We start from the raw sequence: 25,814 nt of genomic DNA, 5'->3' as shown, positions 1-25,814 counted from the left end.
TCCTTAGCCGCAACCTTGGCCCGCGCGAAGGCCGCCGCGAGGCCATTTTCCGGCGCGCCGATGAAGCGCCGTTCAGGTTGGGAGCCGAGGAACGCGGCGGGCAAGGCGAAGGTTGCCGCCTTTCCCGGTCACAGCGCCGGCGGCGGCGGGGCCAGGATCTCGCGCTTGCCGGCGTGGTTGGCCGCGCCGACGACGCCTTCCTTCTCCATCCGCTCCATCAGCGAGGCGGCGCGGTTGTAGCCGATCTGCAGGCGGCGCTGGATGTAGCTGGTCGAGGCCTTGCGGTCGCGGGTGACCACGGCGACGGCGTGGTCGTAGAGGTCGTTGCTCCCGCCCTCGCCGCCGAACGCCGCCTCGATGGCCTCTTCCTGCTCCTCGTCGCCGCCGGCGGTGACTTCCTCGAGGTACTGGGGCACGCCCTGGTCGCGGAGGAACTTGGCCACCTGCTCGACCTCGCCGTCGCTTACGAACGGACCGTGCAGGCGGGTGATGCGGCCGCCGCCGGCCATGTAGAGCATGTCGCCCTGGCCCAGCAGCTGCTCGGCGCCCTGCTCGCCCAGGATGGTGCGGGCGTCGATCTTGCTGGTGACCTGGAAGCTGATCCGGGTCGGGAAGTTGGCCTTGATGGTGCCGGTGATGACGTCGACCGACGGGCGCTGGGTGGCCATGATCAGGTGGATGCCGGCGGCGCGGGCCATCTGGGCCAGGCGTTGAACGGCGCCTTCGATGTCCTTGCCGGCCACCATCATCAGGTCGGCCACCTCGTCGATGACCACGACCAGATAGGGCATGGCCTCGGGACGGATCTGTTCGGTCTCGTAGATCGGGCGACCCGCGTCGTCGAAGCCGGTCTGGACGGTGCGCTCGAAGTGCTCGCCCTTGGCCAGCGCCTCGTTGGCCTTCTCGTTGTAGCCCGCGATGTTGCGCACGCCGATCTTGGACATGCGGCGATAGCGGTCCTCCATCTCGCGGACCGTCCACTTCAGGGCCACGACAGCCTTCTTCGGATCGGTCACGACGGGGGCCAAGAGATGCGGGATGCCGTCGTAGACCGACAGTTCCAGCATCTTGGGGTCGACCATGATGAAGCGGCACTTCTCGGGCGGCAGCTTGTACAGGATCGACAGAATCATGGCGTTGACGCCCACCGACTTGCCCGAGCCGGTGGTGCCGGCGATCAGCAGGTGGGGCATCTTGGCCAGGTCGGCGATATAGGGCTCGCCGCCGATCGTCTCGCCCAGCGCCATGGGCAGGATCTGGCTGGCCTTCTCGTAGTCGGCGCTCGAGAGCAGGTCGCGCAGATAGACGGTCTCGCGCCGGGAATTGGGCATTTCGATGCCGATGGCGTTGCGGCCCTGGGCCACGGCCACGCGGCACGAGATCACGCTCATCGAGCGGGCGATGTCGTCGGCCAGGGCCACGACGCGGGCGGTCTTGACGCCCGGCGCCGGCACCAGTTCGTACATGGTGACGACCGGACCCGGGCGGATCTGGTCGATCTGGCCCTTCACGCCGAACTCGGCCAGCACGCTCTCCAGCAGGCGGGCGTTCTGGCGCAGGGCGGCCGCGTCGACTTCCGACGAGCGCGGCTTGGACTTGGCCAGCATGGCCAGCTCCGGCAGCTGGAAGCCGCCGTTCCCCTCGAAATCGAAGGCCTTCTGCTGCTCGCGCTGTTCGCGGCCGGACTCCTTGGGGGTGAGCTTGGGCTTGGCGATCGCCATTGGGCGGGCGTCCAGCGAGTCCTCGAAGTCATCCTCGTCGTCCGGCTCGGCCGGCGGCGGCGTATAGGCGCGCTCGGGCGTCATCGGCGCGGCCGCGATCGCCGTGGCGTCATCCTCGTCATCGAGCGGCGGCAGACGACCAGCGCGCTCGCGCTTGGGGGCCTCGGCCTTCTCCTTCTTGACGCGCGACGCCTTGGCCGGAGCGGCCTTGGCGGGCGCCGGCTCCTGGCGTGGACGGGGGCGGAAAGCCGCCTGGAGCACCTCGGGATCGATGTCGCGGACGCCGATCGCGAAGCCCAGGGCGAACACGGCGGCGACGGCGAACAGCACGGCGGCGATCACGGTCGCGCCGGGGATGTGGGCGAAACGCAGGGTCCAGGCCACGCCGTGCAGCAGGGCCTCGCCCCAGAAGCCGCCCAGGCCCTTCTCCAGCTGCCAGATGGCGGGCGGCGGGGGCGCGGCCAGCACGGCGGCCAGGGCCAGCAGTCCCAGGGCCCCGACGACCGCGCGCAAGCGCATCGACTTCCGCTCGGCGTCCGGGTCGGCCTGGGCCACGCGCGTGACGCCGAACACCAGCATCAGCAGCGCGACGCCCCAGGCCGCGAGGCCCAGGGACTGCATGAGCATGTCGGAGATCGCCGCGCCGACGCTTCCCAGCGCGTTGCGGGCCGGCTCGCCGCTGGCGGCGTTCAGGCTGGGGTCGGTGGCGTTGTAGGTGGCGATGGCCAGCAGCAGGACGGCCCCGACGACCGTCACCACCCCGCCCCGGAATCGGGCGGTCCAGGGCTGGACCCAGCCAAAACGGATCGCATCCCAAAGGAGCTCCGTCGGGGATCGCCGCGCCGCTCGCGCCATGAAAGTCTCCGAACTCAACACGTCTCGCGACCCGCCAGAATGGGTCGAACCACCATGTTTTGGCCGAAGAGGGTTAAGAGGCGTTTACGACGTTCGTCAGGATTGGATTCAGCTGAGGCGGGGAAGAAAACCTGCCTAGCTCGAAGCCCGACAGTCCTCTACATGTTGTGAGAACAAAAAGGGGGTAACACCACTCGTAGTGGGTTACCCCCCATGGTATAGGTTTCGAACCTTGGCCGAGCGATTCCCGCAAAAGAACATCGGCAAGGATCCAGTCCCGCAAGGGACGCTTTAGAGGAAAACCTATGCTGAGCTTCCTAACTCAATCGCCATCTCCTGAACAGAAAAAGCTGGCTGCTTGGAGCAAGTGCTCACCAGCTGCCGGACTTCTCGGAGCCATGGGTTTCAGACAAGATGACTTTGGCAACATCCTCGCCTTCGACCAATTTGGAAAGCGTTCCGAATACGGCTGGGAAATTGATCACATCCACCCCGTCGCTCTCGGCGGCTCTGACGCGCCGGGGAATTTAAGAGCGCTGCATTGGCGTTCTAACCGGAGCCTAGGCGGGCTTCTTGGAAACGAAATGAAAGCCGGAAACGCGCTAGCTCAGGCTATTCGTGCAAGAAACGCCTTAAAGTAAGCTACTTTCCTGGGAGAGCAGGGCTTGTCTCTGCTCTCTTATCAGGCCGCGTCGAACGCCACCGGGCCGCCCCAGAAGCTCTGGACGAGGCCGTTCTGCGGCCCCGGCGTTCCGGTCGTTAGGAAGACGCGGCTTCCCCCCTGCCCCGGGTCATATTCCGGGTGGCGCTCCAGATAGAGCTCCAGCGCGTCGGCCGTGGCCTCGGGCTGCTGGATCAGCGGGGTGCCGGCCGGCAGGGCCGCGCGGAAGATGTCGGCGATGATCTCGTAGTGGGTGCAGCCCAGCACCACGCGGTCCGGATAGCGGCCGATGCGGGTCTTCAGCGCCTCGACATGGCCCTGGACCGCCTTGGCCAGATCGACCGCCGAGGCGTCGCCCTCGATCAGCGGCACCAGTTCGGGGCAGGCTTCGGAGAACACGGCCAGGTCCTGCTTGCGCTTGTCGATCTCGATCTCATAGACGCGCGAACGGACCGTGGCCTGGGTGGCGAAGACGCCCAGGATGTCCAGCTGCTCGACCTTCTCGCCGCGCCGTTCGGCCTCGTGCTCCCAGGGCAGGCCCGTGGCCTTCTCGATGGTCGGCACGATGATGCCCAGGATGTTGACCGGCCGGCCGAGTTCCTTGCGATAGCTGGGCAGCCAGGTCTGCTGCAGGCGGCGCAGGGCGATGGCCGAGGCGGTGTTGCAGGCCAGGACCACCACGCTGGCGCCCCGGTCGAACAGGTGCTCGCAGCCGGCCTTGGTCAGCGCGACGATGTCCTCGCCGGTCCGCACGCCATAGGGCGCGTTGGCCTGGTCGGCCAGATAGGTGAAGTCCGCCTGGGGCAGACGCTGCACGAGGGCGCGGTGGACCGTCAGGCCGCCCACGCCGGAGTCGAAGACGCCGATCATGCGCCAGCTTTAGCGCCCCAAGCGGGCGCCTGTCACGCGGGGCGCGAAAGGTTACAGTCCTGTCATGTGACGGCTCGAAAGCCTTGCCCTACGGTCCTGCCAAACTTCCACCGGAGACCCTCCGTGCAACGTCGAACCTTCCTTGCCTCCGCGGCCGCCACCGGCGCGGTCGCCGCCCTCAGCCCCAGCGTGTCCATGGCCCAAGCGACCAATCCCCTGCTCCAGAAGTGGACGGGCCCCTACGGCGGCGTGCCCGCGTTCGACAAGGTCAAGGTCGAGCAGTTCAAGCCCGCCCTGGAGGCGGCCATGGCCAAGAACCTGGCCGAGATCGACGCGATCACCGCCAACAAGGCCGCGCCGACCTTCGAGAACACCATCGCGGCGCTGGAGGACGCGGGTCGCGGCCTGAACGACGTCCAGACCTACTATTACATCTGGGGCTCGAACATGAGCACGCCGGAGTTCCAGAAGGTCGAGGAGGAGATGGATCCGAAGCTCTCGGCCCACTTTGACAAGATCAACCAGAACGCCCCGCTCTTCGCCCGCATCGAGGCGGTCTACAACGCGCCCGACAAGGCCAAGCTGACTTCTGAGCAGCAGCGGGTGCTGTGGATCTACTACACCAACTTCGTTCGGTCGGGCGCCAAGCTCAGCCCGACGGCCAAGGCGCGGGTCGGCGCGATCAACACCGAGCTGGCCGGCCTCTACACCAAGTTCAGCCAGAACCTGCTGGCCGACGAGAACACCTGGATCGAGCTCTCCGACGCCGACCTCGCCGGCCTGCCCGAGGGCTTGAAGGCCGCCGCCGCCTCGAACGCCGCCGCGCGCAAGCTGCCCGGCAAGTTCGTGATCGTGAACACCCGCTCCAGCGTCGATCCGTTCCTGACCGAGTCCCCGGTCCGGGCGGCGCGCGAGAAGGTCTGGCGCGCCTTCGTCAATCGCGGCGACAACGGCGGCGCGACCGACAACAACGCGATCATCTCCAAGATCCTGAAGCTGCGGGCCGAGCGCGCCAAGCTGCTGGGCTATCAGACCCACGCCCACTGGCGTCTCGAGAACGCCATGGCCAAGAACCCCGAGAACGCCATGGCGCTGATGGAGGCGGTCTGGACGCCGGCCATCGCCCAGGTCGCCATCGACGTCGCCGACATGCAGGCGATCATCGACAAGGAGGGGGGCGGCTTCAAGCTGGAGCCCTGGGACTATCGGTACTACGCCGAGAAGGTCCGTAAGGCCAAGTACGACCTCGATATGAACGAGGTGAAGCCCTACCTGCAGCTGGACAAGCTGCGCGAGGGCATGTTCTGGGCCTCGGGCCAGCTCTATGGCTTTGAATTCAAGAAGCTTTCGGGCATCCCCGTCTATCACGAGGACATCACCGTCTACGAGGTGACTCGCGGCGGAAAGCACGTCGGCCTGTGGTACTTCGACCCCTACGCCCGTCCGGGCAAGCGCTCGGGCGCCTGGATGAACGCCTATCGCACGCAGGAGCGGTTCAAGGGCGAGGTCACCACGATCGTCTCGAACAACTCCAACTTCATCAAGGGCAAGCCGGGCGAGCCGCTGCTGATCTCGTGGGACGACGCCACCACCCTGTTCCACGAGTTCGGCCACGCCATCCATGGCCTGAACGCCAACGCGACCTATCCTTCGGTGTCGGGCACGGCGGTGGCGCGCGACTATGTCGAGTTCCCCAGCCAGCTGAACGAGCACTGGCTGTCGACGCCGCAGGTGCTGAACCAGTTCGCCCTGCACTATCAGACCGGCAAGCCGATCCCGCAGGCCCTGGTCGACAAGATCGAGGCGGCCGGCAAGTTCGGCGAGGGCTTCGGCACGACCGAGTACCTGGCCTCGGCCCTGATCGACATGAAGCTGCACTTGGCTGGCGACGCCGACATCGATCCGGACAAGTTCGAGCGCGAGGAGCTGGCCAAGCTGAACATGCCCAAGGAGATCGTCATGCGGCACCGCACGCCGCAGTTCGGCCACGTCTTCTCCGGCGACGGCTACTCGGCCGGCTATTACAGCTATCTGTGGGCCGACACCCTGACCGCCGACGCGGCCGAGGCGTTCCAGGAAGCACCGGGCGGCTTCTACGACAAGGCCGTGGCCAAGCGCCTCTACGAGGACATCATGTCCAAGGGCAACACGATCGATCCGGTCGAGCAGTTCCGCGCCTTCCGCGGCCGCGACGTCAAGATCGGCGCCCTGATGCGCAAGCGCGGCTTCCCCGTGCCGCCGGGGGCTTAAGCGATCTTCCTCTCCCTTCGCGGATGAGGGTTTGAAGACCAGGACCGCCGCGACAGCCTGACCGCTGTCGCGGCTGTTTCCGTTTGTGCGACCCCTCGTCCGCCAGCTTCGCTGACACCCCGGATCGGGTGCGGGGCAAGCTCTTCTCCCGCCAGGGCAGAAGGGCTAGATATCGGCGGGGGCTGAAGGAGTTTCGATGGCCGCGTCCAAGTCCGTCCTGCCCGCCCTCGCCCTTTCCCTCATCCTGTCGACCTCGGCCCTGGCCCAGACCGCGCCGCCGCCGACCGTCGAGCTTGGTCCGGCGCCCGCCCAGGACGAAAGCGCGGTGGTCGCCGAGCTGACGGTCGTGGCCAAGCCGCCGGGCCCCGCTGTCTGGCTGGTCGAGAAGGACGGCGCGCGGCTCTACATCCTGGGCTCGGCCCCGCCCCTGCCCCACCAGCTGAAATGGTCCAGCCCGCGCCTGGAGAAGGCGCTGGACAAGGCCAGCCTGGTGCTCGTGCCGCCGGAGGCTTCGGTGGGCGTGACCCAGATCGCCAGTTTCGTGCTGCGGTTCGGGGCCGGCCTGCGCCAGCCGCTGGGCAAGTCGCTGGAGGACCAGCTGCCGCCGGACCTGAAGGCTCGGTTCGTCGAGTCCCGGACCCAGGCCCGCAAGGGCGCGGGCGAGTACAAGAACTGGAAGCCGGCCGTGGCGGGCTTCCTGCTGCTGTCGGACTTCCGCCAGGCGGCGGGCCTCTCCGAAGCCAAGCCGGTCAGCACGGTCGAGCGCATGGCCAAGGCCCGCAAGTTGAAGGTCAAGGCCGTGGGCCAGTACCGGATGAGCGCGGTGACGACGATCGCCTCGAAGCTCTCGGCCGACGACCAGCTCTACTGCCTGCGCGTGGCGCTGGACGAGATCGCCTATGACGGCGCGCATTCGACCACCATCGGCCAGGACTGGGCCGAGGGCGACCTCGCATCTGTCCGCGCCCGCTATCGCGCCAGCGCGGCCCAGCGGTGTCTGATCCACGCGCCGGGTGGGGCCGAGCTGCTGGAGAAGGGCCTTGTGCTGACGACCGACGCCATGACCCAGGCCCTGAAGCGGCCTGGCGTCACCGTGGCGGTGGTGGATCTGGGTTTCCTGTTGCCCGCCAACGGCGTGCTCGACCGCCTGAAGGCGGGCGGCGCGACGATAACCTCGCCGGTCGAGTAGCGGCGTCTTGACGGCCTGCCGCTGAAGCCGTCAGCCTCCGCTCCGCTTCTGGGGGAGGAACCCACATGAGACGGATGATCATGGCCGCGAGCTTGGCCCTGCTCGCCCCGGGCGCGGCGCTGGCGGAAGTGGTCGACGCCCAGCCCAACGGCTTCGAGGTCAAGCACGAGGTGGTGGTGAGCGCGCCGGCCGCCGTCGTCTGGGGCGTGCTCGTCCAGCCCGCCAAGTGGTGGTCGCCGGCCCATACCTGGTCAGGCTCGGCCGCGAACCTGTCGCTCGCGGCGGCGTCGGGCGGCTGTTTCTGCGAGCGGCTGCCCAACGGCGGATCGGTGCTGCACATGACCACCGTCCATGCCGCGCCGGGACAGAAGCTGGTGCTGTTCGGCGCGCTGGGGCCGCTGCAAACCTCGGGCGCGACGGGGGCGCTGACCGTTCTGCTCGCGGAGAAGGACGGCAAGACCACGGTGACCGTCGCCTACGACGTCGGCGGCTACCTGAAGGGCGGTCTCGACAAATGGGCCGGCGGCGTTGACGGCGTCATCGGCCAGCAGGTCGCGGGGCTGAAGGCGGCGGTTGAGGCGGCGAAATAGCGCGCGGTCCCAGGCCTGAATGAGAAACGCCCGCGATCCGGACAGGATCGCGGGCGCTATCATTTCTGGCGACCGCCCCGGCGTTCGCCGGGCGTGTATCTCGGATCAGCCGACGTCGGCCAGGTCGCTGTCGCCGCTGGCGCCCAGCAGCGCCATCTGCAGGCGCGAACGGTCGCGACGGGCCGCTTCCAGGGCGCCTTCGGCCAGGGCGTTTTCCGAGGTGAGGCGTTCGATCGTGGCCTGCAGCTCGGAGACCTTTTCCTCGTGTTCGCGACGGATCTGGTCTTGAGCTTCCTGCATGGCGTCCAGGCGGGCCCGCAGCTGCTGGGCGCGTTCCTCGGCCCGCTTCATCGCCTTTTCCTGGGCCACGCCGCTCTTGGCCAGCTGGTCGGCGCGTTCGATCGCCGTGGCGCGGGCCGTGTCGACGCCGGCGTGGCGTTGACGCAGGCTTTCGGCCTCTTCCTCCAGGGCGCGGATGCGTTCCAGGGCGCGCTCCAGGGCGACGTTGAGATCGCCGGCGCGACGCTCCACCGCCTTCTGGTGAGCGCTGGACTCGGCGAGGCGCGCCGAGAGCTGGGTGTTCATCTCTTCCAGCTTGTCGGCGCGGCCCGAGGCGGTCTCGAGACGGGTCTGCAGCGCCGAGATCTCGGCGCGGCTGGCCTCGACCTGGCTTTCCAGGCCACGGACGGTGCGGCCGCTGTCGGTCTGGTGGGCGGCCAGGGCGTTCTCGAGGGCCTGGACGCGGGCGCGCTCGGCGGCGATCTGGGCTTCGAGATCGGTCTCGATGCGCGACAGACGGGCCAGATCCAGGCCCGCCTGGTCGACGCGCTTCTTGAGCGTGGCGGCTTCCTCGCCCAGCAGGGCGTTGTCCTGGTTGGCGCGGGCCAGAGCGGCCTCGGCGTCGCCGCGACGGGTGTCGATGTCCTGGGCCTGGGCGCGAAGGCCTTCGACGTCCTGCACCAGGTGTTCGATGCGGGCGTTGGCGTCGCGCAAGGACGCGTCGAGGTTGGAGACCTTCAGGTCCGACTGCAGCAGGGCGTTGCGCAGACGGTCGATCTCAAGGGCGTTGTCCTCGAGCGTGACATCCTGGCTCTGGCGGCGGGCTTCGGACTCGCCGAGGGCGGTTTCGGCGGCCGAGAGACGGGCGCTGACTTCGCGCTCCTCGGCCTGGATCTGGGCGATCTGGCGCTGGGCGCTATCGAAGTTGGCGCGCAGGGCGATCAGTTCGGCGTGCTCGGCGCGGCGGGCTTCGAACTCCTGGGCGACGGGACCGCGGATCTCGGCGATTAGCGGTTCGATGGCCTTCAGGTGCTCCATGACCCGACCGATGCTGTCGAGGCCGCCATGGATGGTTTCGTAGCGCTGACCGATGGCCTGGGTGGACTCGATCTGGTGAAGCATCGTCTCGCTGCGATCGTCCCCGAGGACGGCCGGCTTGACGTTCTTCTCCCGAGAATTCTTGGACAGCAGTCTCATCTCGCCCACCTTCGCCCCATGCGAGCCCGACGCGTTCCTCAGGAACGACGGCCGAACGCCGCGAATCTCTTACCCAGAGGTTAACAACCTAGTTCACGGACAGGATGAATGTCGAGTAGGGCTAACCGCGACCGGGAGTCGCGGACCCCGCTCAAACGCCCCATTTCTGGGGATTAGCGGCGGATTCGGCCGACAGCACCCGGGCCACCGCGTTCACCACGGCCGCGATCCGCAGCGCCGCCTGGACCTGAGCCGTAGGGACGCCGCGTTCCCGCAGCTCGGCCTCATGGCTGTCGAGGCACGCGCCGCAGCCATTGATCGCCGAAACCGCGACGCACCAGAGCTCGTAGTCGACCGCCGCCACGCCCGGGCGCGACAGGCGGTTCATGCGAAGACGCGAGGGCAGGTCGCGGTACGCGGGCGAGGTCATCAGGTGCAGGGCGCGGAAATAGACGTTGTTCATGGCCATGATCGCCGAGGCGGTCTTGGCCGCCTCGAGCGCTTCGGCCGAAAGGCGCCCGCCGCGACGGCCGCCGCCTCGATGGCGCGCAGGGCCGAGGGTTCGCCGACCGCATGCGCGCTGGCGACGAAGCAGCCCCACTTGGCCTGGTCGGGGAGGACGGTCTCCTCGGCCAGGACCGAGAGGTTCGTGGCGATATCCCGCGCATAGGCCGGCAGGGCGGCGCGCAAGGCTTCGATCGACATGGGCGGCTCCAATGCGAAGACCGCCGCATAGCATTGTCCGAGAGGGGCGTCCCGGTCCGCCGGAGAGGGGCTGGCGGCGGACCGGGAGGCTGGCGGGGCGCTTCGGGCCGGTGGGGGGAGACGCCCGAAGCCTTTCGCCACGCGTGGTGATACGCCTCCGCCCCAAAGTTATCCAATCGATAGTTTTTGGAATTTCGATAGAAAGCGCCTATATGTCGCTCATGCTGCCGACCCTGCGCCAACTGCAATATCTGAAGCTGCTCTCCGAGCACGGCTCGTTCAGCCGCGCGGCCGAGAACGCCCACGTCACCCAGCCGACCCTTTCGGCCGGTATCCAGGAGCTGGAGAAGATCCTGGGCGCGCCGGTGGTCGACCGGGCGCGATCGGGTGTGATCCTGACCGCCGCCGGCCAGGAGGCCGTGCGCCGGGCCGAGGATATCCTTACCCGGGCCGAGGACCTGGTTCAGGCCGCCCGGGGCGCTGGCCAGCCGCTGGCCGGCCGGTTCCGGCTAGGTGTGATCCCGACCGTGGCGCCCTATCTGCTGCCCCGCGCCCTGCCCGTCCTGCGCGACCGCTTCCCCAAGCTGAAGCTGTTCCTGCGCGAGGACCTGACCCAAAGGCTGATCGGCGCCTTGAAGGCCGGGGCGCTCGACGCGGCCCTGATCGCCCTGCCCTACGACATGAGCGGCCTCGACTGGGCTCACGTCGAGGACGACGAGCTATTGGCCGCCGCGCCCGCCAACCATCCGATGGCCGCCTCGATCCGGGTCGATCCCGACAGCCTGCGGGGCGACGATCTGATCCTGCTGGAGGATGGTCACTGTCTGCGCGACCACGCCCTGGCCGCCTGCGGCCTCGAGGCGCCGTCCCGGTATGGAAATGGGGGCGTGGGCGAGGAAGAGAGCTTCGCAGCCACCTCCCTGCCGACCCTGGTGCAGATGATCGGCTCGGGCCTCGGCGTCTCGTTCCTGCCGGCCATGGCGGTGCAGGCGGGGCTGACCGACAAGGCCGCCGTCACCGTGCGGCCCCTGGCCACGGAGCATCCCAGCCGGGAGATCGTGGTGGCGTGGCGTTCGGGCTCCAGCCGGTCCGTCGAGGGTCGGCTGCTCGCCGAGACCCTGCGCGAAGCGGCCTGAGCGCCGGATCAGACCGCGTGAGCGATCGGGCCGTCCGGGCGTCCTTCCACGAACTGCCGGACATAGGGATTGTCGGTCACGTGCAGGTCGGCGGCCGGTCCGCGCCAGACGATCTTGCCGCCGTGCAGCATGGCGATCTCGTCGCCGATGGTCTGGGCCGAGGCCAGGTCGTGGGTGATCGACACCGCCGTCGAGCCTAGGCGACGCACCTGGTCGGAGATCAGCTGGTTGATCGCCGCCGCCGTGATCGGATCGAGGCCCGTGGTCGGCTCGTCGAAGAACAGGATCTCGGGCTGGGCGACGACGGCGCGGGCCAGGCCCGCCCGCTTCTGCATGCCGCCCGACAGCTCCGACGGGAAGCGGTCGGCGACGGCGGGGTCCAGGCGCACCTGCTCCAGAGCGTCGATCGCCCGTTCGCGCGCCTGCTTGCGCGGCACGCCGTCGGCGTTGAGCAGACGGAAGGCGACGTTCTCCCAGATGCTCAGGCTGTCGAACAGCGCCGCGCCTTGGAACAGCACGCCGATCCGCGAGAATAGCTTGCGGCGCTTGCTTTCCGGCAGGCCCACGATGTTCTCACCGTCCAGCTCGATCTGCCCGCCTTCGGGCCGCATCAGGCCGAGCGCGGTCTTGATGGTCACCGACTTGCCCTGCCCCGAGCCGCCGATGATCACCAGCGAGCGGCCGGGCGCGACCGACAGGTCGAGGCCGTCCAGGACCGCCCGGTCGCCGAAGCGCTTGGTGACGCCCTTCCAGGCCAGTTTCGGGGTCTGCGTCATGACATATGGGTGAAGAAGGTGGTCAGGAGGTAGTCGGACGCGAAGATCAGGATCGCCGAAGACACGACCGCGTGGGTCGTGGCGCGTCCGACGCCGCGCGCCCCGCCCGAGGCGTTGTAGCCGTGGTAGCAGCCCATCAGCGCCACGATGAACCCGAAGACGGCCGCCTTGATCAGACCCGAGACGATGTCCCAGCTTTCAAGGAAGTCGATGGTGTTGCGGATGTAGACGGTCGGGCTGAAGTCCAGCACGCGCGTGGCCACCAGCCAGCCGCCCGCGACGCCGATGGTGTCGGCCACGGCGGTCAGCAGGGGCAGCATCAGCACGCCGGCCAGCAGGCGGGGCCCGACCAGGTAGCGGAAGGGGTCCGTCGACAGGGTGCGCATGGCGTCGATCTGTTCGGTCGCGCGCATGGCCCCGATCTCGGCGGCGATCGCGGCCGAGACGCGGCCGGCCAGCATCAGGGCGGCCAGGACGGGCCCGAGCTCGCGCGTGATGCCCAGGGCCACGATCTGCGGCATCACCTGCTCGGCGTTGAAGCGGCCGCCGCCGGTGAAGATGTTGAGGGCCAGGGCCGCGCCGGTGAAGACGGCGGTCAGACCGACGACCGGCAGCGAGAAGAAGCCGATCGCCATGAACTGGCGCAGCAGCTGACCCGGAAACCACGGCGGGCTCAGCGCCGCCGCCGTTCCGCGCGCGGCGAACACCCCGACCGCCCCGACCATGCGGACGGCGGCCAGCGTCGAGCGACCCAGCGCTTGGATAGGATTGAGGGCGACCTTCCGGGCCGCCTCGCCGGCGGTCATCTCAGTAGCTCTCGGCCGGTTGCGAGGCCGACGGCGCGGGCGCCGCCGCGCTGTCGCCCGAGCCGCCGCCTTGCGGACGGATCACCGAGCCGATCAGGCCGAAGATGTCGACGGCGCCTTGCGTATTCTCGATCTCGCCGCCCGGCTTGAGGTCCTCCAGCGAGGCGCCGGGGGCGATGGCGATATGGGCGCCGCCCAGCAGGCCGTCGCTGGTGATCTTGGCGGTCGAGTCGGCCGGCAGCTTGACGGTCGGATCGATGCTGAGCTTGGCGACCGCCAGGTAGGTCTTGGGCTCGAGCGTGACCTGCGAGACCGTGCCGACCTTGACGCCCGCCACGCTGACGGCCGCGCCGGCCGCCAGCGAGCCGGCCTCGCCGAACTTGGCGCTGATCTCGTAGTTCCCGCGCTTGGTCGAAACGCCTCCCACGCTCAGGGAATAGGTCAGGAAGCCGCCGGCCAGAGCCAGGACCACCACGCCCATGGCCGTCTCGGCCCACTGTTCGCGCAACGCCATGTCTTATCCGTCCTCGGACGCCCCGTGTCGCCTAGCGACCCTTGGCGGCCTGCCCCTTTTGAAGTTGGTTGATCAGCACGTCGATGTTGCCGCCGGCGTTGTCGATCGTCGAGACGAAGTCCTGCTGCTGGGTGATCGCCAGCCAGACGCCCTTGAACTGCACGTCCACGACCTTCCAGGTCTGGCCGCCGCCCAGCACGCGCCAGGCCACCGGCAGGGGCTGGCTGATCTGGCCGCCCGAGATGGTGGTGTTGACGATGACGTCGCCGGGCTTGCGCACGACCGAGCCGGTCACCTTCAGGACCTCGCCCTTATAGTCGTCGATGCGGTCCTGGTAGACGTTCTCGGCGTAGGTCCGGAAGGCCGGCGCGAAACGGGCCCGCTGGTCCGGCGTGATGGTGCGGGCGTACTTGCCGAGCACGAAGTTGGTGATGCGCGGCACGTCGGCCAGCTCGTCCACCGCCTGGTGGAAGATCTGCTTCTTCTGCGCTTCGCTCATGCCCTTGTTGGCCAGCACCGAAATGACGCGCTGGGCCTTGGCCTGCACGAAGGCTTCGGCGCCCGGGTCGCGGGCTTGCTGGGCCATGGCGGGCGCGCCGATCGCGACGGCGCCGAAGAAAGCCAAAAGCGCGGCGTGGGCGCCGCGCCGGGTGGTGGAGGTGTTCATCATCTTACCAGTCAAACTATGGATTGGGCGTCGCGGCCGGCGCTGAAGCATCCGGGGGCGGCGCGTCGAAATCGGGCAGGTCCTCGGCTTCGCCGGTCGCCTGCCGAATGAAGGCTTCGCGGTATTGGCCATAGGCCGAACGGACCGTGACATAGGGGTCCGACGAGTCCTTCAACGCATGGAACGCCGGATCGGCCGAGGCGCGGACGTCGAGAATGGTCACGCCCAGGCGCGCCTTGCCGAAGTCCGTGCTGACGCCCCCCGCCACCGCGCCGACCGGGTCGGTGGCGATGTCGAGCGCCCGGCCGACGCCGTCGCGAACGTTCAGCGGGCCCATCAGCGGCACGTAGATATAGGCCCCGGGACCCGCGCCATAGTAGCCGAAGGTCTGGCCGAAGTCGGAGTCGCGGCGCGGCAGGTTCATCTTCGACGCCACGTCGAACAGGCCGAGCACGCCGACGGTCGAGTTGACGATGAAGCGCGTCGTCGACCGCATGGCGCGCTTGGGCTTGCCTTGCAGCACCATGTTGATGACGGTGTTGGGCTCGCCAAGATTATAGACGGCCGAACTGACCCGCTCGCGGACCGGCTTGGGCGTCACCGCCATGTAGCCGTGGGCGATCGGCGCCAGCAGCACCTTGTCCAGGCCCATGCCGAGCTTGAAGGCCCCACGGTTGAAGCCTTCGAGCGGATCGTTCGCCTCGACGGAGCCGGCGACCTTTTCCTCAGCGTGGGCGATGGGCGCGAACGCCAGCAGGCCCGAGGCCGCGGCGAGTCCGGCGGCGAAGAAACGCCGACCTGCCGCCTTGCGGCGCGCGCTCTGATCCTGGTCGCTCACGCGAGTGCTCCTGCTTCTGAAGCCCCCATGTATTGACGCTCTGCTCCGTATCAAGATTGAAGCGATCATTTCCGTACACTCTGGTCTTCTTTTGCGCCGATTGCGGTGGGACTGAGGCGGAGAGGTCGCAGTCGGGGGATACTTTCCCAAGGTTGAGCGGTCCGCGCCGCCGCCCTTTCCGGCGTGCAACCGATTCTCGGCACAATCAGATATATCGAAAATAGCTCTTGACGCGATCCGATTCCGATATATCTGTAATTCCGATATAACGAAACGGAGTCGAAAAGACATGTTTGGAAGACATCATCACCACCATCGCGGCCGCTGGGAGGGCCGAGGCGACGAGCATCACGGCCGTCACCCGTTCGGTTTCCACGGCGGCCATCCGGGTCGCGGCCGCGGCGGCCGCATGGGCCGGTTCTTCGATCACGGCGACCTGCGCTTCGTGGTCCTGAAGCTGATCGCCGAGAAGCCCAGCCACGGCTACGAGCTGATCAAGGCCATCGAGACGGCGGCGGGCGGCGCCTACAGCCCCAGCCCGGGCGTGGTCTATCCGACCCTGACCCTGCTCGAGGAGATGGGCTACGTCACCGCCAGCGACGCCGGCGGCGGCAAGAAGCTGTACACGATCACGCCCGAGGGCGAGGCCTTCCTGGCCAGCAACGACGCGCCGGTCCGCTCGCTGTTCGAGCGCATGGCCGAAGCCGCCTCGGCCAGCGCGGCCTTCTCGCCGCAGATCCTGCGGGCCCGCGAGAACCTGAAGACGGCCCTGCGGCTCAAGCTGCACGGCGGCCAGCTCTCGGCCGAGCAGATCACCGCCGTGGCCAAGGCGCTGGACGACGCGGCCGCCGCCATCGAGTCGATCTGAGGGGAGGCGCGATCATGGAGAGCCACGCTCGCGTCGCCACCGACAAGGCGGCCCGCTACATGACCCAACTGGCCAAGCACTGGAGCCACAAGTTCGAGGTCCGCTACGACGAGACCTCGGCCCTGTTCCCGCTGCCGCTGGGGACCTGCCGCATGGTCGCCCACGCCGACGGCCTCGACATCACCGTCGAAGCCGCCGACCTGGAGGGCCTTGCCCGCCTGGAGGACGTGGTGGCCAAGCACCTCGACCGCTTCGCTTTCCGCGAGGGCGAACTGAAATACGGTTGGACGAGAGCCTGGCCGGCCGGCGGCGTCGATCCCGCGGCGATCCGGATCAACGCCGTCCACTAACGCCGATCAGTCCATCAATCGGCGGGTCAGATAGGTGTACTCCAGCGCCTGGCGGCGGGCGGTCTCGGCGAGGTTGGCCGCCCCGGCGTGGCCGCCGTCGATGTTCTCGTAATAGAGCACCGGATAGCCCAGCTCCATCATGCGCGCCGCGGCCTTGCGGGCGTGGGCCGGATGGACGCGGTCGTCCTTGGTCGAGGTCTCGATGAACACCTCGGGATACTTCTTCCCGGGCTTCAGGTTGGAGTAGGGGTCGTACTTGGCGATCACCGCCCGTTCGGATGGGATGGCCGGGTCGCCGTACTCGCCGACCCACGAGGCGCCGGCCCCGATCTGGCTGTAGCGGATCATGTCGAACAGCGGCACCTGCACGACGACGGCGTTGTAGAGCTCGGGCCGCTGGGTCAGGGCCACGCCCATCAGGAGGCCGCCGTTGCTGCCGCCCATGATCCCCAGGCGTCGGGGCGAGGTGATCTTGCGAGCGATCAGGTCCTGCGACACGGCGAAGAAGTCGTCATAGACCTTCTGGCGGTTAGCCTTCAGGCCCGCCTCGTGCCAGGCCGGGCCGAACTCGCCACCGCCCCGGATGTTGGCGACGACGTAGGTCCCGCCGCGCTCCAGCCACAGCTTGCCCATCACGCCCGAATAGCCGGGGGTCATCGGCACCTGGAAGCCGCCATAGGCGTAGAGCAGGGTGGGGGCCTGGCCGTCGTACTTCACGCCCTTGGGGCGGACGACGAAGTAAGGGATCTTCACGCCGTCGGACGAGGTCGCCTCGAACTGCTCGACGACGTGGGTCGAGGCGTCGAACCGCGCCGGCGAAGCCTTGACCTGTTCGAGCTTCAACGCGCCGGCGTCGGCCAGCCAGTAGGTGGTCGGCGTCAGGTAGCCGGTGACGGTGACAAACAGGCGCTCGCTCTTGTCGTCCGACGAGCCCAGGCCGATGGCGCTGTTGGCCGGCAGGTCCAGGCTCTGGACGGTCCAGCCGGAGGGGCCGTGGGTGAAGACCTTGGCGGCGCCCTTCACATTGTCTAGCATGCCGACCACGAGCTTGGTGCGGGTGGTCTGGACCTGCTCGACCGACTGGCGGGCGGTGGGGCGTAGCACCAGGGTGGCGGTCGCCTTGTGCGGGGCGGCCTTCAGCTTGGCGAGATCGAAGCTGATCAGGTCGCCGGTCTTGAAGCCCTTCGCCGGCCAGTCCTGCTCCACCAGCACGATCATCTGGCCGTCGACATAGCCCTGGATCGAGCTCTTCAACGGCAGGTCCAGCTTCACCGGCTTGGCGCCCTCCAGCAGGTACACCTCGCTCTCGAAGAAGGTGACGCCCCGGTGGGCCAACACCGCCACGACCTTGCCGTCGGCGTCGCGCAGCACGAAGGGGCTGACCGAGACGTCCGTCTTCTGGCCTCGGAACAGCTCGACCGCCTGATCCAGCGTCTGGCCGCGCTTCAGGGTCTTCAGGACATAGGCGTAGCCGGAGTCGGTCAGCTCGCCCGGGGCCCACTCGCGGGCCACCAGCAGCGTGTCCTTGTCCAACCAGGTGTAGTTCTGCTTGCCCTCGGGCAGGACGAAGCCGCCCGGAACGAAGCTCTTGGTCGTGGTGTCGAACTCACGCACGGTCACGGCGTCCTTGCCGCCGTTCGACAGGGCGACCAGGCAGCGGGTTTCCTCCGGCGGGATGCAGCTGGCTCCCTTGAACACCCAGTTGGCGTTCTCGGCCTTGGTGAGCGCGTCGATGTCGAGGATCGTCTCCCAGACCGGCTCGGCGGTGCGATAGCTGTCCAGCGTCGTCTTGCGCCACAGACCGCGCACGTGATCGGCGTCCTGCCAGAAGTTGCGCAAGGACCCGTCGCCGGCGAACGACACGCCCGGCACCCGATCCTTGGCGTTCAGGATGGCCAAGGCGTTGGCCTGAAGGTCGGCGTAGCGGGCGTCGCCCTGCAGCACGCCCAGGCTGCGCGCATTCTGGGCCTTGGCCCAGTCGAGGGCGCGGGTTCCCTCGATCTCCTCCATCCACAGATAAGGATCGTCCTTGCCGAGTTCGGAAAGCGGCGTGCGGGCCTCGGCGGGCTTGGCGCTGTCGGCGGCGATCGCGGGGGTCAGGGTCATAAAGCTCGTGGAAGCAAGGAGGGCGAGAACAAGACGCTTCATCTAGTGGTCCATAAGCTGGCGCGACAGGTAGGTGTAGTGCAGCGCCCACCGGCGGGCGTTGGCCTTGGGGTCGGCGCCGTTGGCGTGGCCGCCGTCGGTGTTCTCGAAATAGAGGTGGTCGACCTTCAGGTCGTCCAGGCGCGCGGCGAATTTGCGGGCGTGGCCCGGATGGACGCGGTCGTCCTTGGTCGAGGTCGTGATGTAGGCCAGCGGGTATTTCACGCCCGGCTTCAGGTTCTGATAGGGGCTGTATTTCTCGATCCAGGCGCGTTCGGCCGAGATGGCCGGGTCGCCATACTCGCCGATCCACGAGGCGCCGGCGGGCAGCACCGTGTAGCGGATCATGTCGAGTAGGGGGCTTTCGACCACCACCGCGTTCCACAGGTCCGGGCGCTCCGTCATCGCCACGCCCATCAGGAGCCCGCCGTTCGAGCGACCATAGGCGCCCAGGTGGCGCGGCGAGGTGGCCTTGTCGGCGATCAGCTTTTCGGCCACGGCGAAATAGTCGTCATAGGCGCGCTGGCGATTGGCCTTGAGCGCCGCCTCGTGCCAGGCCGGACCGAACTCGCCGCCGCCCCGGATGTTGGCCACCGCGTAGGCCCCGCCGCGCTCGAGCCACAGCTTGCCGATCAGCGGGTCGTAGACCGGCAGCTTCGACAGGTTGAAGCCGCCATAGGCGTGCAGCAGGGTTGGGTTCTGGCCGTTCAGCGTCCAATCCTTCCTGTGGACCAGGAAGTAGGGGATCTTCGTGCCGTCCTTCGACGTCGCCGACTTCTGCTCGACCACCAAGTTCGTGGCGTTGAACTGAGCGGGCAGGGATTTGACGGTCTCAGCGGTCGATTTCGTCGCGTCGGCTAGTCTTAGCTGGGTTGGGGTAGTGAAGCCCTCGTCGGTGTAAAATACGAGGTCGCCCTCGTCCGAATGCGAGCCCAGGGTCACGGCCGCGTTGTCGGTGACCGGCAGGCTGGTCTTCACCACGCCACCCCGATCGCCCTTGTCCTCCAGGCTAACCAGAGACCCGCGAACATTGTCATAGACGACCGCGACCACGCGGTTGTCGGTGACCGTGGCTTGGGCGATCGACTGACGAGGCCCAGGCGATAGGATCGCGCAAGGGTCACAGCCGGTGGATACCACGATCTCGTTGCCCGGACGCAGACGCTCAGGCGATACGAGAGCCAGGCTGCCCGCTGGCATTGTGATGTTGGCGAAGGTCCAGGCTTCCTCCGTCTTCACAACCAGCGCCCCGTCCAGCATGCCGACCACGCCACCCTTTTTCGGAAGCGGCAGTTGCGCCAGCCCGTTGGGGGTCCACTCGAAATAGAGGCTGTTGAAGAAGTCGGTCGCCTGCTCGATCAGCACGACCCGGTTGCCCTTGGCGTCGCGCAGCACGTTCGGCCGCGCCGACACATCCGTCTTCTGGCCGCGATAGACCTCGACCGCCTGGTCCAGGACCTGGCCGCGCTTCAGCGTCTTGATCACGAAGCCGTAGCCGCTGTCGGTGGTCGTGCCCGGACCCCAGTCGCGGGTCAGGATCAGGGTGTCGGCGTCCAGCCACTCAATCGTCTGCTTGCTCTCGGGCAGGACGAAGCCGCCGGCCGACGGATCGACGAAGGCCTTGGTCGTCAGGTCGAACTCGCGGACCGTGACGGCGTCCTTGCCGCCGTTGGACAGGTTGACCAGGCACCGGTCATGGGTCTTGGGGCGGCAGTCGGCGCCCTTCCAGATCCAGTTCTTGCCCTCGGCGGCGGCCAGGGCGTCCAGATCGATCACCGTCTCCCATTGCGGACTGGCCGACTTGTAGGACTCCAGGCTCGTGCGCCGCCAGACGCCGCGCACGTGGGTCTGGTCCTGCCAGAAGTTGAAGACCGTCTTGCCGATGAAGTTCGGCATCGCGATCCGGTCCTTGCTGGCCAGGATCGTCAAGGCGTTCGCCTGCAGCCCCGCGAAGCGCGGATCCGCCGACAGGATTGGCAGGGTCTTGTCGTTCTGCGCCTTCACCCAGGCTAGCGACGAGGGCGTTTCGACGCCCTCCAGGGCCAGATGAGGATCGGTGTCTTGCGCTGTGGCCGCGGTGGCCGAGACGGAGGACAGGATCGCGGCCAAGGCGATCGCGGAGCAGGTGCGGAGCAGGATCATGGCGCGGGACGGTATCGGAAATTTTCTCCAGCGCCAGAGCTTGCCGGGCCGCAAGAAAGGAAGTTCAGACCCCGTCGTCGGGAATGTTCAGCAGAACGCCACAGGCTTTGCAGTGGACAGCGTCCGGATCGTGCCGGCGCAGGCCGCAGGCGTGGCATTGGTAGACGACCTTGTGGGGCCGCAGGATCGACTGGATCAGGCCGATGAACAGCGACACCCCGCCCAGCATCACGGCGATCGACAGCAGCTTGCCCCACACGCCTGGCAAGGTGACGTCGCCATAGCCGGTGGTCGTGAGGCTGGTCACCGTGAAATAGAGCGCGTCCACGTAGCCGCCGATCCCCTCGTGCCGGCCCGCGAAACTCGTATAGACGAACCCCGTCACCACGAAGACGAAGGTGATCAGCGAGCTGGCCGCGCGGGTCACGTCCTCGACCCGGGTGTCGTCGTAGCGTCGCCCGATCGTGCGCCAGAAGAACTCGCTGTGGATCAGGGTCCAAAGCCGCAGGACGCGCAGGAATCCGAAGTTGAACAGCCAGGCCGGGAACAGCAGGGTCGCCAGGACAAACAGATCAAGCCAGACGATCGGCTTTCTCAGCCACGCCTTGATGTCCCCGTGCGCCACGGCCCGGGCGGCCAGATCCAGCGCCAGGAAAGTCGCGACCCCATAGTCGATGAGATAGAAGGTCACGCCATGCCGCTGCATCAGCGGCGCGGCGATGAAGAAGGCGATGATCGCGATGTCGATCAGGATGATCGCGTAGCGAAACCGGACCGCTGTCGGCGATGCGCCATGGTACAGCGCGCGCAATCGGGCCCGGAGGCGAAGTTCGCCCTTGTCCTGACGCTGATCGTCGCGGTGCATTTTTCTTGGCTTTCCACTATATAGCCCGACCATGAGCCGCACCTTCCTGAAGATGAACGGCCTGGGCAACGACTTCGTCGTGGTCCAGACCCTGACCCAGAACTTCGAGCCGACCCCCGAGGAGATCCGTGCGATCGCCAAACGCGGGGACGGCGGGATCGGCTGCGACCAGGTCATCGCCATCGACCCGCCCAAGGCCGAGGGCGCGTCGGCCTATGTGCGGTTCTGGAACTCGGATGGCGAGGAGACCGGCGCCTGCGGCAACGGTACGCGCTGCGTGGCGTGGCTGCTGATGCAGTCGGCCGGCAAGACCGAGGTCGCCTTCGACACCGTCGCCGGGCGCCTGTCGGGCGTCGCCGCCGGCGAGAAGCTGGTCACGGTCGACATGGGTCCGCCGCGCCTCGAGTGGAGCCAGATCCCGCTGGCCGAGGCGATGGACACCGCCCGCGTCGAGCTGCAGGTCGGCCCGATCGACGCCCCGTGGGTTCACACCCCGGTCTGCGTCTCGATGGGCAATCCGCACGTCGTCTTCTTCGTCGACGCGCCGGTCAGCGACGAGTTCGCCACCAAGACCGGCAGCCTGGTCGAGCACCACCCGCTGTTCCCGGAGGGCGTCAATGTCGGCTTCGCGCACGTCGAGAGCCGCGACCACATCCGGCTGAAGGTCTGGGAGCGGGGCGCGGGCCTGACCGCCGCCTGCGGCACCGGCGCCTGCGCCGCCCAGGTCGCCGCCGTGCGCCGGGGACTGACCGACCGCAAGGCCAAGGTCGAGTTCGAGAGCGGCGCGCTCACCATCGAATGGCGCGAAAGCGATGGCCACGTGATCATGACCGGCCCGGTCAGCATGGACTTCGCCGGCAAGCTGCCCGAGGCGGTCGCCGCTTAAGCCATGGCGACCTACACCGTCATCAAGGCGACGCCCAAGCCCAAGCCGGAGATCGGGGAGGAGGGCGGTCCCGCCGTCGTTTCCTCCGGCCCGGACGGCGTCCAGGTCGTGACGTTCGGCTGCCGCCTGAACGCCTATGAGAGCGAGGCCATCCGCGCCCGCGCCGCCGCCGACGGCGTCACCGACGCGGTGGTGTTCAACACCTGCGCCGTGACGAACGAGGCCGTGCGTCAGGCCCGCCAGGCGATCCGCAAGGCCCGCCGGGAGCGGCCGGGCGCGCGGGTCATCGTCACCGGCTGCGCCGCCCAGGTCGATCCGGCCGCCTTCGCCGCCATGCCCGAGGTCGACCTCGTGCTCGGCAACGCCGAGAAGGCCGCGCCCGGCGCGCTGCTGGAGACCGGCCGCGTGCGGGTCAACGACATCATGTCGGTCAAGGAGACCGCCGGTCACCTGATCGATGGCCTGAAGGACCGCGCGCGAGCCTATGTCGAGGTCCAGAACGGCTGCGACCACCGCTGCACCTTCTGCATCATCCCCTATGGCCGCGGGAACTCGCGCGCTCGGCCCCCGCCGCCGAAGTGGTCGAACAGGTCCGCAAGCTGGCCGCCGAGGGCTACCAGGAAGTGGTGCTGACCGGCGTGGACGTCACGTCGTGGGGCGCGGACCTGCCCGAGCAGCCGACCCTGGGCCAGCTGGTCGGCCGCATCCTGCGCATGGTCCCGGACCTGCCCAGGCTTCGACTTTCGTCGATCGACGCGGCCGAGATCGACCCGGACCTCTTCGCCCTGCTCGAGACCGAGCCGCGCCTGATGCCCTACCTGCACCTGTCGCTGCAGGCCGGCGACAACATGATCCTCAAGCGCATGAAGCGCCGCCACAGCCGCGAGGACGCCCTGAAGCTGGTGGCCGAGGTCCGCCGCGTGCGCCCCGACACCGCCTTCGGCGCCGACCTGATCGCCGGCTTCCCGACCGAAAGCGACGAGGCGTTCGAGAACACCCTGCGTCTGGTCGAGGAGGCGGATCTCGCCTTCCTGCACGTCTTCCCCTACAGCCCGCGCCCCGGCACCCCCGCCGCGCGGATGCCGCCGGTGAAGGGCCCGCTGATCAAGGACCGCGCCCGCCGTCTGCGCGAGGCGGGTCAGCGGGGCCTGGAGCGTCACCTGGAGCGCCAGGTCGGCCGCCTCCTGTCGGGCCTCGTCGAGCGCGAGGGCCTGGCGCGGGCCGAGGACTTCACCGAGATTCGTTTCGAGGGCGAGGCGCCGGCGGGCCGGATCGTCGCCTTCAAGGTGACGGGCCATGACGGCGCGCGCGTGATCGCGGAGCGGGTCTCCTGATCCGGCGAGCGTTGGCCGCCGCCTTCCTGCTCGCGAGCCTGACGCTGGCGCCGGCGCGCGCCGAAACCTTGCCTCCGGTGACGTTCAGCGTCATGACCTACAATGTCGAGGGCCTGCCCTGGCCGGTCCGAACGGGGCGCGGCAAGGCGTTGAAGGCGATCGGCCGCGAGCTGGCGGCCATGCGCGCGGCGGGACGTCAGCCCGACGTCGTCCTGATCCAGGAGGGCTTTCGCTCCGAGATCTGGGATCTGATCGACGAGAGCGGCTACGACTACGTCGCGCGAGGGCCGAACAAGGGCCAGCGCGATCCGAACATGCTGAAGGGCCAGAAGACCGACTTCCGCCGCGTGAAATATCGCCGCAAAGGCGAGGGCCTGGGCAAGTGGGGCTCCAGCGGCCTGTGGGTGCTGAGCGACCATCCGATCAACTGGGTGAAGTCGCACGCCTACCACTATTGCGCGGGCTTGGACTGCCTGGCCAACAAGGGCGCCATGTTGGTCAGCCTGGAGGTCGCCGGCCTGCCGACGCCGGTCGAAATCGCCGACACCCATCTGAACTCCAAGGGCGCCTCGGGCGTGCCCCGTCGCCGGGCCACTCAGGCCCACCGCCTGCAGGCCGACGAGCTGAAGCGGTTCATGCAGGAAGACCGTACGCCCGGCGCGCCGCTGATCGTCGGCGGCGACTTCAACGTCATGCACTCGCCCGAGCGCTTCAACCACGTGATGGCCGACTATCCGTTCGAGGTGGTCAGCCGCTGGTGTCATCATCGTCCCGGGGCCTGCGACACCCAGATCTCCTATGACGGCGACGCGCCCTGGCTGGACACCCAGGACCTGATCGGCTTTCTCGACGGAGAACAGGTGACGGTGACGCCGGTCGCGGTGGAGGCCACGTTCGACGGCGCGTCCGAGCCCGTGCTGTCGGACCACGACGGCTACAAGGTGACGTTCAAGCTGGCGCCGAAGGGGTAGGTCATGAGCTTAAGCGGCGGGTGCCAGTGCGGCGCGACGCGGTTCCGGGTCGAGGGCGAGCCCCCTAATTCTGGAGTGGGTCGAGCCTCCATCTGCCATTGCCGCATGTGCCAGAAGGCGTTCGGCGGGCCGTTCGGGGCGCTGGTGACGGTCAACGTGGCCGACCTGGCCTGGACGCGCGGCCGGCGCGCGACCTTCCAGAGCTCGGACAAGATTCAGCGGGGCTTCTGCGCCGCCTGCGGCACGCCGCTGACCTATGAGTGGAGCCCCGACAAGATCGACCTGGCGGTCTTTGCCTTCGACGATCCGTCCGCCGTGACGCCGGGGGTTCAGCTGGCGGTCGAGAGCCGGCCGGCCTGGATGGACCACCTCGCCGACATGCCGGTCCGGCCGCCGATGGGGCCGACGGGAGCGGTGGTGAGCCGGCAGCATCCGGATTTCGATACTCCCCCCACCTGACCCGCTTCGCGGGTCGTCCGCCCCCGAAGGCGGGCGGAAGGGGAACCTTCTTCCCCCTCTGGGGGAGGAGGGCCGCAGGCCCGGAGGGGGCGAGGGTTAGTCCGCCCGGTCTTCCCCCATGAACCCCGGCAGGCTCCAGCCGAACTTGATCGCGCAGGCTCGAAGGCCGAAGGCGGCGGCGAAGCCCGCGATCCCCGCCGGCCAGAACGGGACGCCGGCCAGCTTCAGGACGGCGAACACGCTGGCGCCGAGCAGGGCGGCGGTGATGTAGATCTCGCGGCGCAGCAGCAGGTTCGGCTCCTCGGCCAGCACGTCGCGGATCACGCCGCCGAAGGCGGTGGTGAGAACCCCCATGACCACGGCGCTGAACGGATGCACGCCCAGGCTCAAGGCCTTGGCCGTGCCGACCACGGCGTAGGCCGCCATTCCCAGGGCGTCCAGCCACAGCAGCGCCCGGAACCGCCAGCCGCGCTTGCCCAGCAGCCAGACCACCGTGGCCGCGGCCAGGCAGGCGACGATGTAGCCGGGCCGCTGCACCCAGAAGACGGGCGCCCCGATCAGCAGGTCGCGCAGCGTCCCGCCGCCCACGCCGGTGATCGCGGCGAAAAATCCGAAGGTGATGATGTCGTGCTTGCGCCGGGCCGCCGCGAGGGCGCCGGTTGCCCCAAAAACGGCCGCAGCCGCGTAGTCGAGCCAGAAAAGCGCGGTTCCCAAAGGGTCAAGTTGCACGTCCATGCCCT

The 25,814-nt window shown here is 68.2% G+C and carries 22 protein-coding genes and 2 pseudogenes; 11 read left to right on the top strand and 13 right to left on the bottom strand.

The features are described from left to right. Positions 1 to 128: 128 nt before the first annotated feature. Positions 129 to 2,594, bottom strand: a complete 2,466-nt coding sequence (locus CSEG_RS21110) for an FtsK/SpoIIIE family DNA translocase (RefSeq protein WP_167535145.1) — start codon at positions 2,592 to 2,594, stop codon at positions 129 to 131. Between the two features lie 287 nt (positions 2,595 to 2,881). Between CSEG_RS21110 and CSEG_RS22175 the strand changes: the two genes are divergently transcribed. Next, entirely contained in the window at positions 2,882 to 3,217 is a 336-nt protein-coding gene (locus CSEG_RS22175; RefSeq protein WP_208854793.1) for an HNH endonuclease signature motif containing protein, read from the top strand. Between the two features lie 41 nt (positions 3,218 to 3,258). Here CSEG_RS22175 and CSEG_RS21105 read toward each other — a convergent pair whose 3' ends face one another. Continuing rightward, positions 3,259 to 4,107, bottom strand: a complete 849-nt coding sequence (locus tag CSEG_RS21105; protein ID WP_013081260.1) for a glutamate racemase — start codon at positions 4,105 to 4,107, stop codon at positions 3,259 to 3,261. A gap of 123 nt (positions 4,108 to 4,230) precedes the next feature. On the opposite strand from CSEG_RS21105, the gene CSEG_RS21100 reads away from it, so the two are divergent. The 3 genes from CSEG_RS21100 to CSEG_RS21090 all read left to right on the top strand — a co-directional run bounded on the left by CSEG_RS21100 (position 4,231) and on the right by CSEG_RS21090 (position 8,136). Further along, positions 4,231 to 6,357 (top strand): M3 family metallopeptidase, encoded by a 2,127-nt coding sequence (locus tag CSEG_RS21100; RefSeq protein WP_013081259.1) that lies wholly within the window; start codon positions 4,231 to 4,233, stop codon positions 6,355 to 6,357. 196 nt (positions 6,358 to 6,553) lie between these two features. Continuing rightward, on the top strand, positions 6,554 to 7,546 hold the full coding sequence (locus CSEG_RS21095) for a TraB/GumN family protein (RefSeq protein WP_013081258.1): 993 nt from the start codon (positions 6,554 to 6,556) through the stop codon (positions 7,544 to 7,546). Positions 7,547 to 7,611: 65 nt separating this feature from the next. Beyond that, the gene (locus CSEG_RS21090) at positions 7,612 to 8,136 is read left to right on the top strand and encodes an SRPBCC family protein (RefSeq protein WP_013081257.1); all 525 of its coding nucleotides are present in this window, start codon (positions 7,612 to 7,614) and stop codon (positions 8,134 to 8,136) included. A gap of 105 nt (positions 8,137 to 8,241) precedes the next feature. On the opposite strand, the gene creS is transcribed toward CSEG_RS21090, so the two are convergent. Then, positions 8,242 to 9,612: a crescentin gene (gene creS / locus CSEG_RS21085; RefSeq protein ID WP_013081256.1), complete on the bottom strand. Its 1,371-nt coding sequence runs from the start codon at positions 9,610 to 9,612 to the stop codon at positions 8,242 to 8,244. Between the two features lie 151 nt (positions 9,613 to 9,763). Further along, a pseudogene (locus CSEG_RS21080) lies at positions 9,764 to 10,317 on the bottom strand (carboxymuconolactone decarboxylase family protein). A 212-nt stretch (positions 10,318 to 10,529) separates the two neighbouring features. Between CSEG_RS21080 and CSEG_RS21075 the strand changes: the two are divergent. After that, positions 10,530 to 11,453 carry a hydrogen peroxide-inducible genes activator gene (locus tag CSEG_RS21075; RefSeq protein ID WP_083778437.1) on the top strand — a complete coding sequence of 308 codons (924 nt, stop codon included), beginning with the start codon at positions 10,530 to 10,532 and terminating at the stop codon, positions 11,451 to 11,453. A gap of 8 nt (positions 11,454 to 11,461) precedes the next feature. Here CSEG_RS21075 and CSEG_RS21070 read toward each other — a convergent pair whose 3' ends face one another. Genes CSEG_RS21070 through CSEG_RS21050 form a run of 5 tightly spaced genes read right to left on the bottom strand, consistent with a single transcriptional unit; the run spans position 11,462 to position 15,054 of the window. Further along, a complete protein-coding gene (locus CSEG_RS21070) occupies positions 11,462 to 12,229 on the bottom strand; it encodes an ABC transporter ATP-binding protein (RefSeq protein ID WP_013081254.1) in 768 nt (255 codons plus the stop codon). Beyond that, positions 12,226 to 13,035 (bottom strand): MlaE family ABC transporter permease, encoded by an 810-nt coding sequence (locus CSEG_RS21065; RefSeq protein WP_013081253.1) that lies wholly within the window; start codon positions 13,033 to 13,035, stop codon positions 12,226 to 12,228. The genes CSEG_RS21070 and CSEG_RS21065 overlap by 4 nt, the downstream gene beginning before the upstream one ends. 1 nt (position 13,036) lies before the next feature. Next, complete coding sequence (gene mlaD, locus CSEG_RS21060) at positions 13,037 to 13,549, bottom strand: outer membrane lipid asymmetry maintenance protein MlaD (protein WP_013081252.1); 513 nt, start codon at positions 13,547 to 13,549, stop codon at positions 13,037 to 13,039. 31 nt (positions 13,550 to 13,580) lie between these two features. Beyond that, positions 13,581 to 14,219: an MlaC/ttg2D family ABC transporter substrate-binding protein gene (locus CSEG_RS21055; protein WP_013081251.1), complete on the bottom strand. Its 639-nt coding sequence runs from the start codon at positions 14,217 to 14,219 to the stop codon at positions 13,581 to 13,583. Positions 14,220 to 14,232: 13 nt separating this feature from the next. Then, a complete protein-coding gene (locus CSEG_RS21050; protein ID WP_013081250.1) occupies positions 14,233 to 15,054 on the bottom strand; it encodes an MlaA family lipoprotein in 822 nt (273 codons plus the stop codon). Positions 15,055 to 15,343: 289 nt separating this feature from the next. On the opposite strand from CSEG_RS21050, the gene CSEG_RS21045 reads away from it, so the two are divergent. Together CSEG_RS21045 and CSEG_RS21040 are read left to right on the top strand one after the other, a co-directional pair. Further along, complete coding sequence (locus CSEG_RS21045; RefSeq protein ID WP_013081249.1) at positions 15,344 to 15,922, top strand: PadR family transcriptional regulator; 579 nt, start codon at positions 15,344 to 15,346, stop codon at positions 15,920 to 15,922. A 14-nt stretch (positions 15,923 to 15,936) separates the two neighbouring features. Beyond that, positions 15,937 to 16,272: a DUF2218 domain-containing protein gene (locus CSEG_RS21040; RefSeq protein ID WP_013081248.1), complete on the top strand. Its 336-nt coding sequence runs from the start codon at positions 15,937 to 15,939 to the stop codon at positions 16,270 to 16,272. A 6-nt stretch (positions 16,273 to 16,278) separates the two neighbouring features. Here CSEG_RS21040 and CSEG_RS21035 read toward each other — a convergent pair whose 3' ends face one another. The 3 genes from CSEG_RS21035 to CSEG_RS21025 all read right to left on the bottom strand — a co-directional run bounded on the left by CSEG_RS21035 (position 16,279) and on the right by CSEG_RS21025 (position 21,424). After that, positions 16,279 to 18,420 carry a prolyl oligopeptidase family serine peptidase gene (locus tag CSEG_RS21035; protein ID WP_041538398.1) on the bottom strand — a complete coding sequence of 714 codons (2,142 nt, stop codon included), beginning with the start codon at positions 18,418 to 18,420 and terminating at the stop codon, positions 16,279 to 16,281. Further along, positions 18,421 to 20,559: a prolyl oligopeptidase family serine peptidase gene (locus tag CSEG_RS21030; protein WP_013081246.1), complete on the bottom strand. Its 2,139-nt coding sequence runs from the start codon at positions 20,557 to 20,559 to the stop codon at positions 18,421 to 18,423. A 64-nt stretch (positions 20,560 to 20,623) separates the two neighbouring features. Beyond that, positions 20,624 to 21,424, bottom strand: coding sequence for a potassium channel family protein (locus CSEG_RS21025; RefSeq protein ID WP_013081245.1), 801 nt, complete (start codon positions 21,422 to 21,424; stop codon positions 20,624 to 20,626). A gap of 31 nt (positions 21,425 to 21,455) precedes the next feature. On the opposite strand from CSEG_RS21025, the gene dapF reads away from it, so the two are divergent. The 4 genes and pseudogenes from dapF to CSEG_RS21005 all read left to right on the top strand — a co-directional run bounded on the left by dapF (position 21,456) and on the right by CSEG_RS21005 (position 25,074). Then, a complete protein-coding gene (gene dapF / locus CSEG_RS21020; protein ID WP_013081244.1) occupies positions 21,456 to 22,310 on the top strand; it encodes a diaminopimelate epimerase in 855 nt (284 codons plus the stop codon). A 3-nt stretch (positions 22,311 to 22,313) separates the two neighbouring features. After that, positions 22,314 to 23,644 (top strand): annotated as a pseudogene (gene mtaB, locus CSEG_RS21015) (tRNA (N(6)-L-threonylcarbamoyladenosine(37)-C(2))-methylthiotransferase MtaB). Positions 23,645 to 23,655: 11 nt separating this feature from the next. Then, entirely contained in the window at positions 23,656 to 24,615 is a 960-nt protein-coding gene (locus CSEG_RS21010) for an endonuclease/exonuclease/phosphatase family protein (protein ID WP_013081243.1), read from the top strand. A gap of 3 nt (positions 24,616 to 24,618) precedes the next feature. Then, entirely contained in the window at positions 24,619 to 25,074 is a 456-nt protein-coding gene (locus CSEG_RS21005) for a GFA family protein (RefSeq protein ID WP_013081242.1), read from the top strand. A gap of 96 nt (positions 25,075 to 25,170) precedes the next feature. Here CSEG_RS21005 and CSEG_RS21000 read toward each other — a convergent pair whose 3' ends face one another. Continuing rightward, complete coding sequence (locus tag CSEG_RS21000) at positions 25,171 to 25,809, bottom strand: trimeric intracellular cation channel family protein (protein ID WP_013081241.1); 639 nt, start codon at positions 25,807 to 25,809, stop codon at positions 25,171 to 25,173. Positions 25,810 to 25,814: the final 5 nt, after the last annotated feature.

This window comes from Caulobacter segnis ATCC 21756 (assembly GCF_000092285.1).
Lineage (GTDB): Bacteria > Pseudomonadota > Alphaproteobacteria > Caulobacterales > Caulobacteraceae > Caulobacter > Caulobacter segnis.
This window is presented reverse-complemented; position numbering and strand designations above follow the sequence as displayed.

Bases quoted from the DNA above. Each gene is read 5' to 3' on its own strand.
- CSEG_RS22175 (WP_208854793.1), top strand. From the start codon at position 2,882: ATGCTGAGCTTCCTAACTCAATCGCCATCTCCTGAACAGAAAAAGCTG.
- CSEG_RS21105 (WP_013081260.1), bottom strand. From the start codon at position 4,107: ATGATCGGCGTCTTCGACTCCGGCGTGGGCGGCCTGACGGTCCACCGC.
- CSEG_RS21095 (WP_013081258.1), top strand. From the start codon at position 6,554: ATGGCCGCGTCCAAGTCCGTCCTGCCCGCCCTCGCCCTTTCCCTCATC.
- CSEG_RS21090 (WP_013081257.1), top strand. From the start codon at position 7,612: ATGAGACGGATGATCATGGCCGCGAGCTTGGCCCTGCTCGCCCCGGGC.
- creS (WP_013081256.1), bottom strand. From the start codon at position 9,612: ATGAGACTGCTGTCCAAGAATTCTCGGGAGAAGAACGTCAAGCCGGCC.
- CSEG_RS21075 (WP_083778437.1), top strand. From the start codon at position 10,530: ATGTCGCTCATGCTGCCGACCCTGCGCCAACTGCAATATCTGAAGCTG.
- CSEG_RS21070 (WP_013081254.1), bottom strand. From the start codon at position 12,229: ATGACGCAGACCCCGAAACTGGCCTGGAAGGGCGTCACCAAGCGCTTC.
- CSEG_RS21065 (WP_013081253.1), bottom strand. From the start codon at position 13,035: ATGACCGCCGGCGAGGCGGCCCGGAAGGTCGCCCTCAATCCTATCCAA.
- mlaD (WP_013081252.1), bottom strand. From the start codon at position 13,549: ATGGCGTTGCGCGAACAGTGGGCCGAGACGGCCATGGGCGTGGTGGTC.
- CSEG_RS21055 (WP_013081251.1), bottom strand. From the start codon at position 14,219: ATGATGAACACCTCCACCACCCGGCGCGGCGCCCACGCCGCGCTTTTG.
- CSEG_RS21045 (WP_013081249.1), top strand. From the start codon at position 15,344: ATGTTTGGAAGACATCATCACCACCATCGCGGCCGCTGGGAGGGCCGA.
- CSEG_RS21040 (WP_013081248.1), top strand. From the start codon at position 15,937: ATGGAGAGCCACGCTCGCGTCGCCACCGACAAGGCGGCCCGCTACATG.
- CSEG_RS21035 (WP_041538398.1), bottom strand. From the start codon at position 18,420: ATGAAGCGTCTTGTTCTCGCCCTCCTTGCTTCCACGAGCTTTATGACC.
- CSEG_RS21030 (WP_013081246.1), bottom strand. From the start codon at position 20,559: ATGATCCTGCTCCGCACCTGCTCCGCGATCGCCTTGGCCGCGATCCTG.
- CSEG_RS21025 (WP_013081245.1), bottom strand. From the start codon at position 21,424: ATGCACCGCGACGATCAGCGTCAGGACAAGGGCGAACTTCGCCTCCGG.
- dapF (WP_013081244.1), top strand. From the start codon at position 21,456: ATGAGCCGCACCTTCCTGAAGATGAACGGCCTGGGCAACGACTTCGTC.
- CSEG_RS21005 (WP_013081242.1), top strand. From the start codon at position 24,619: ATGAGCTTAAGCGGCGGGTGCCAGTGCGGCGCGACGCGGTTCCGGGTC.
- CSEG_RS21000 (WP_013081241.1), bottom strand. From the start codon at position 25,809: ATGGACGTGCAACTTGACCCTTTGGGAACCGCGCTTTTCTGGCTCGAC.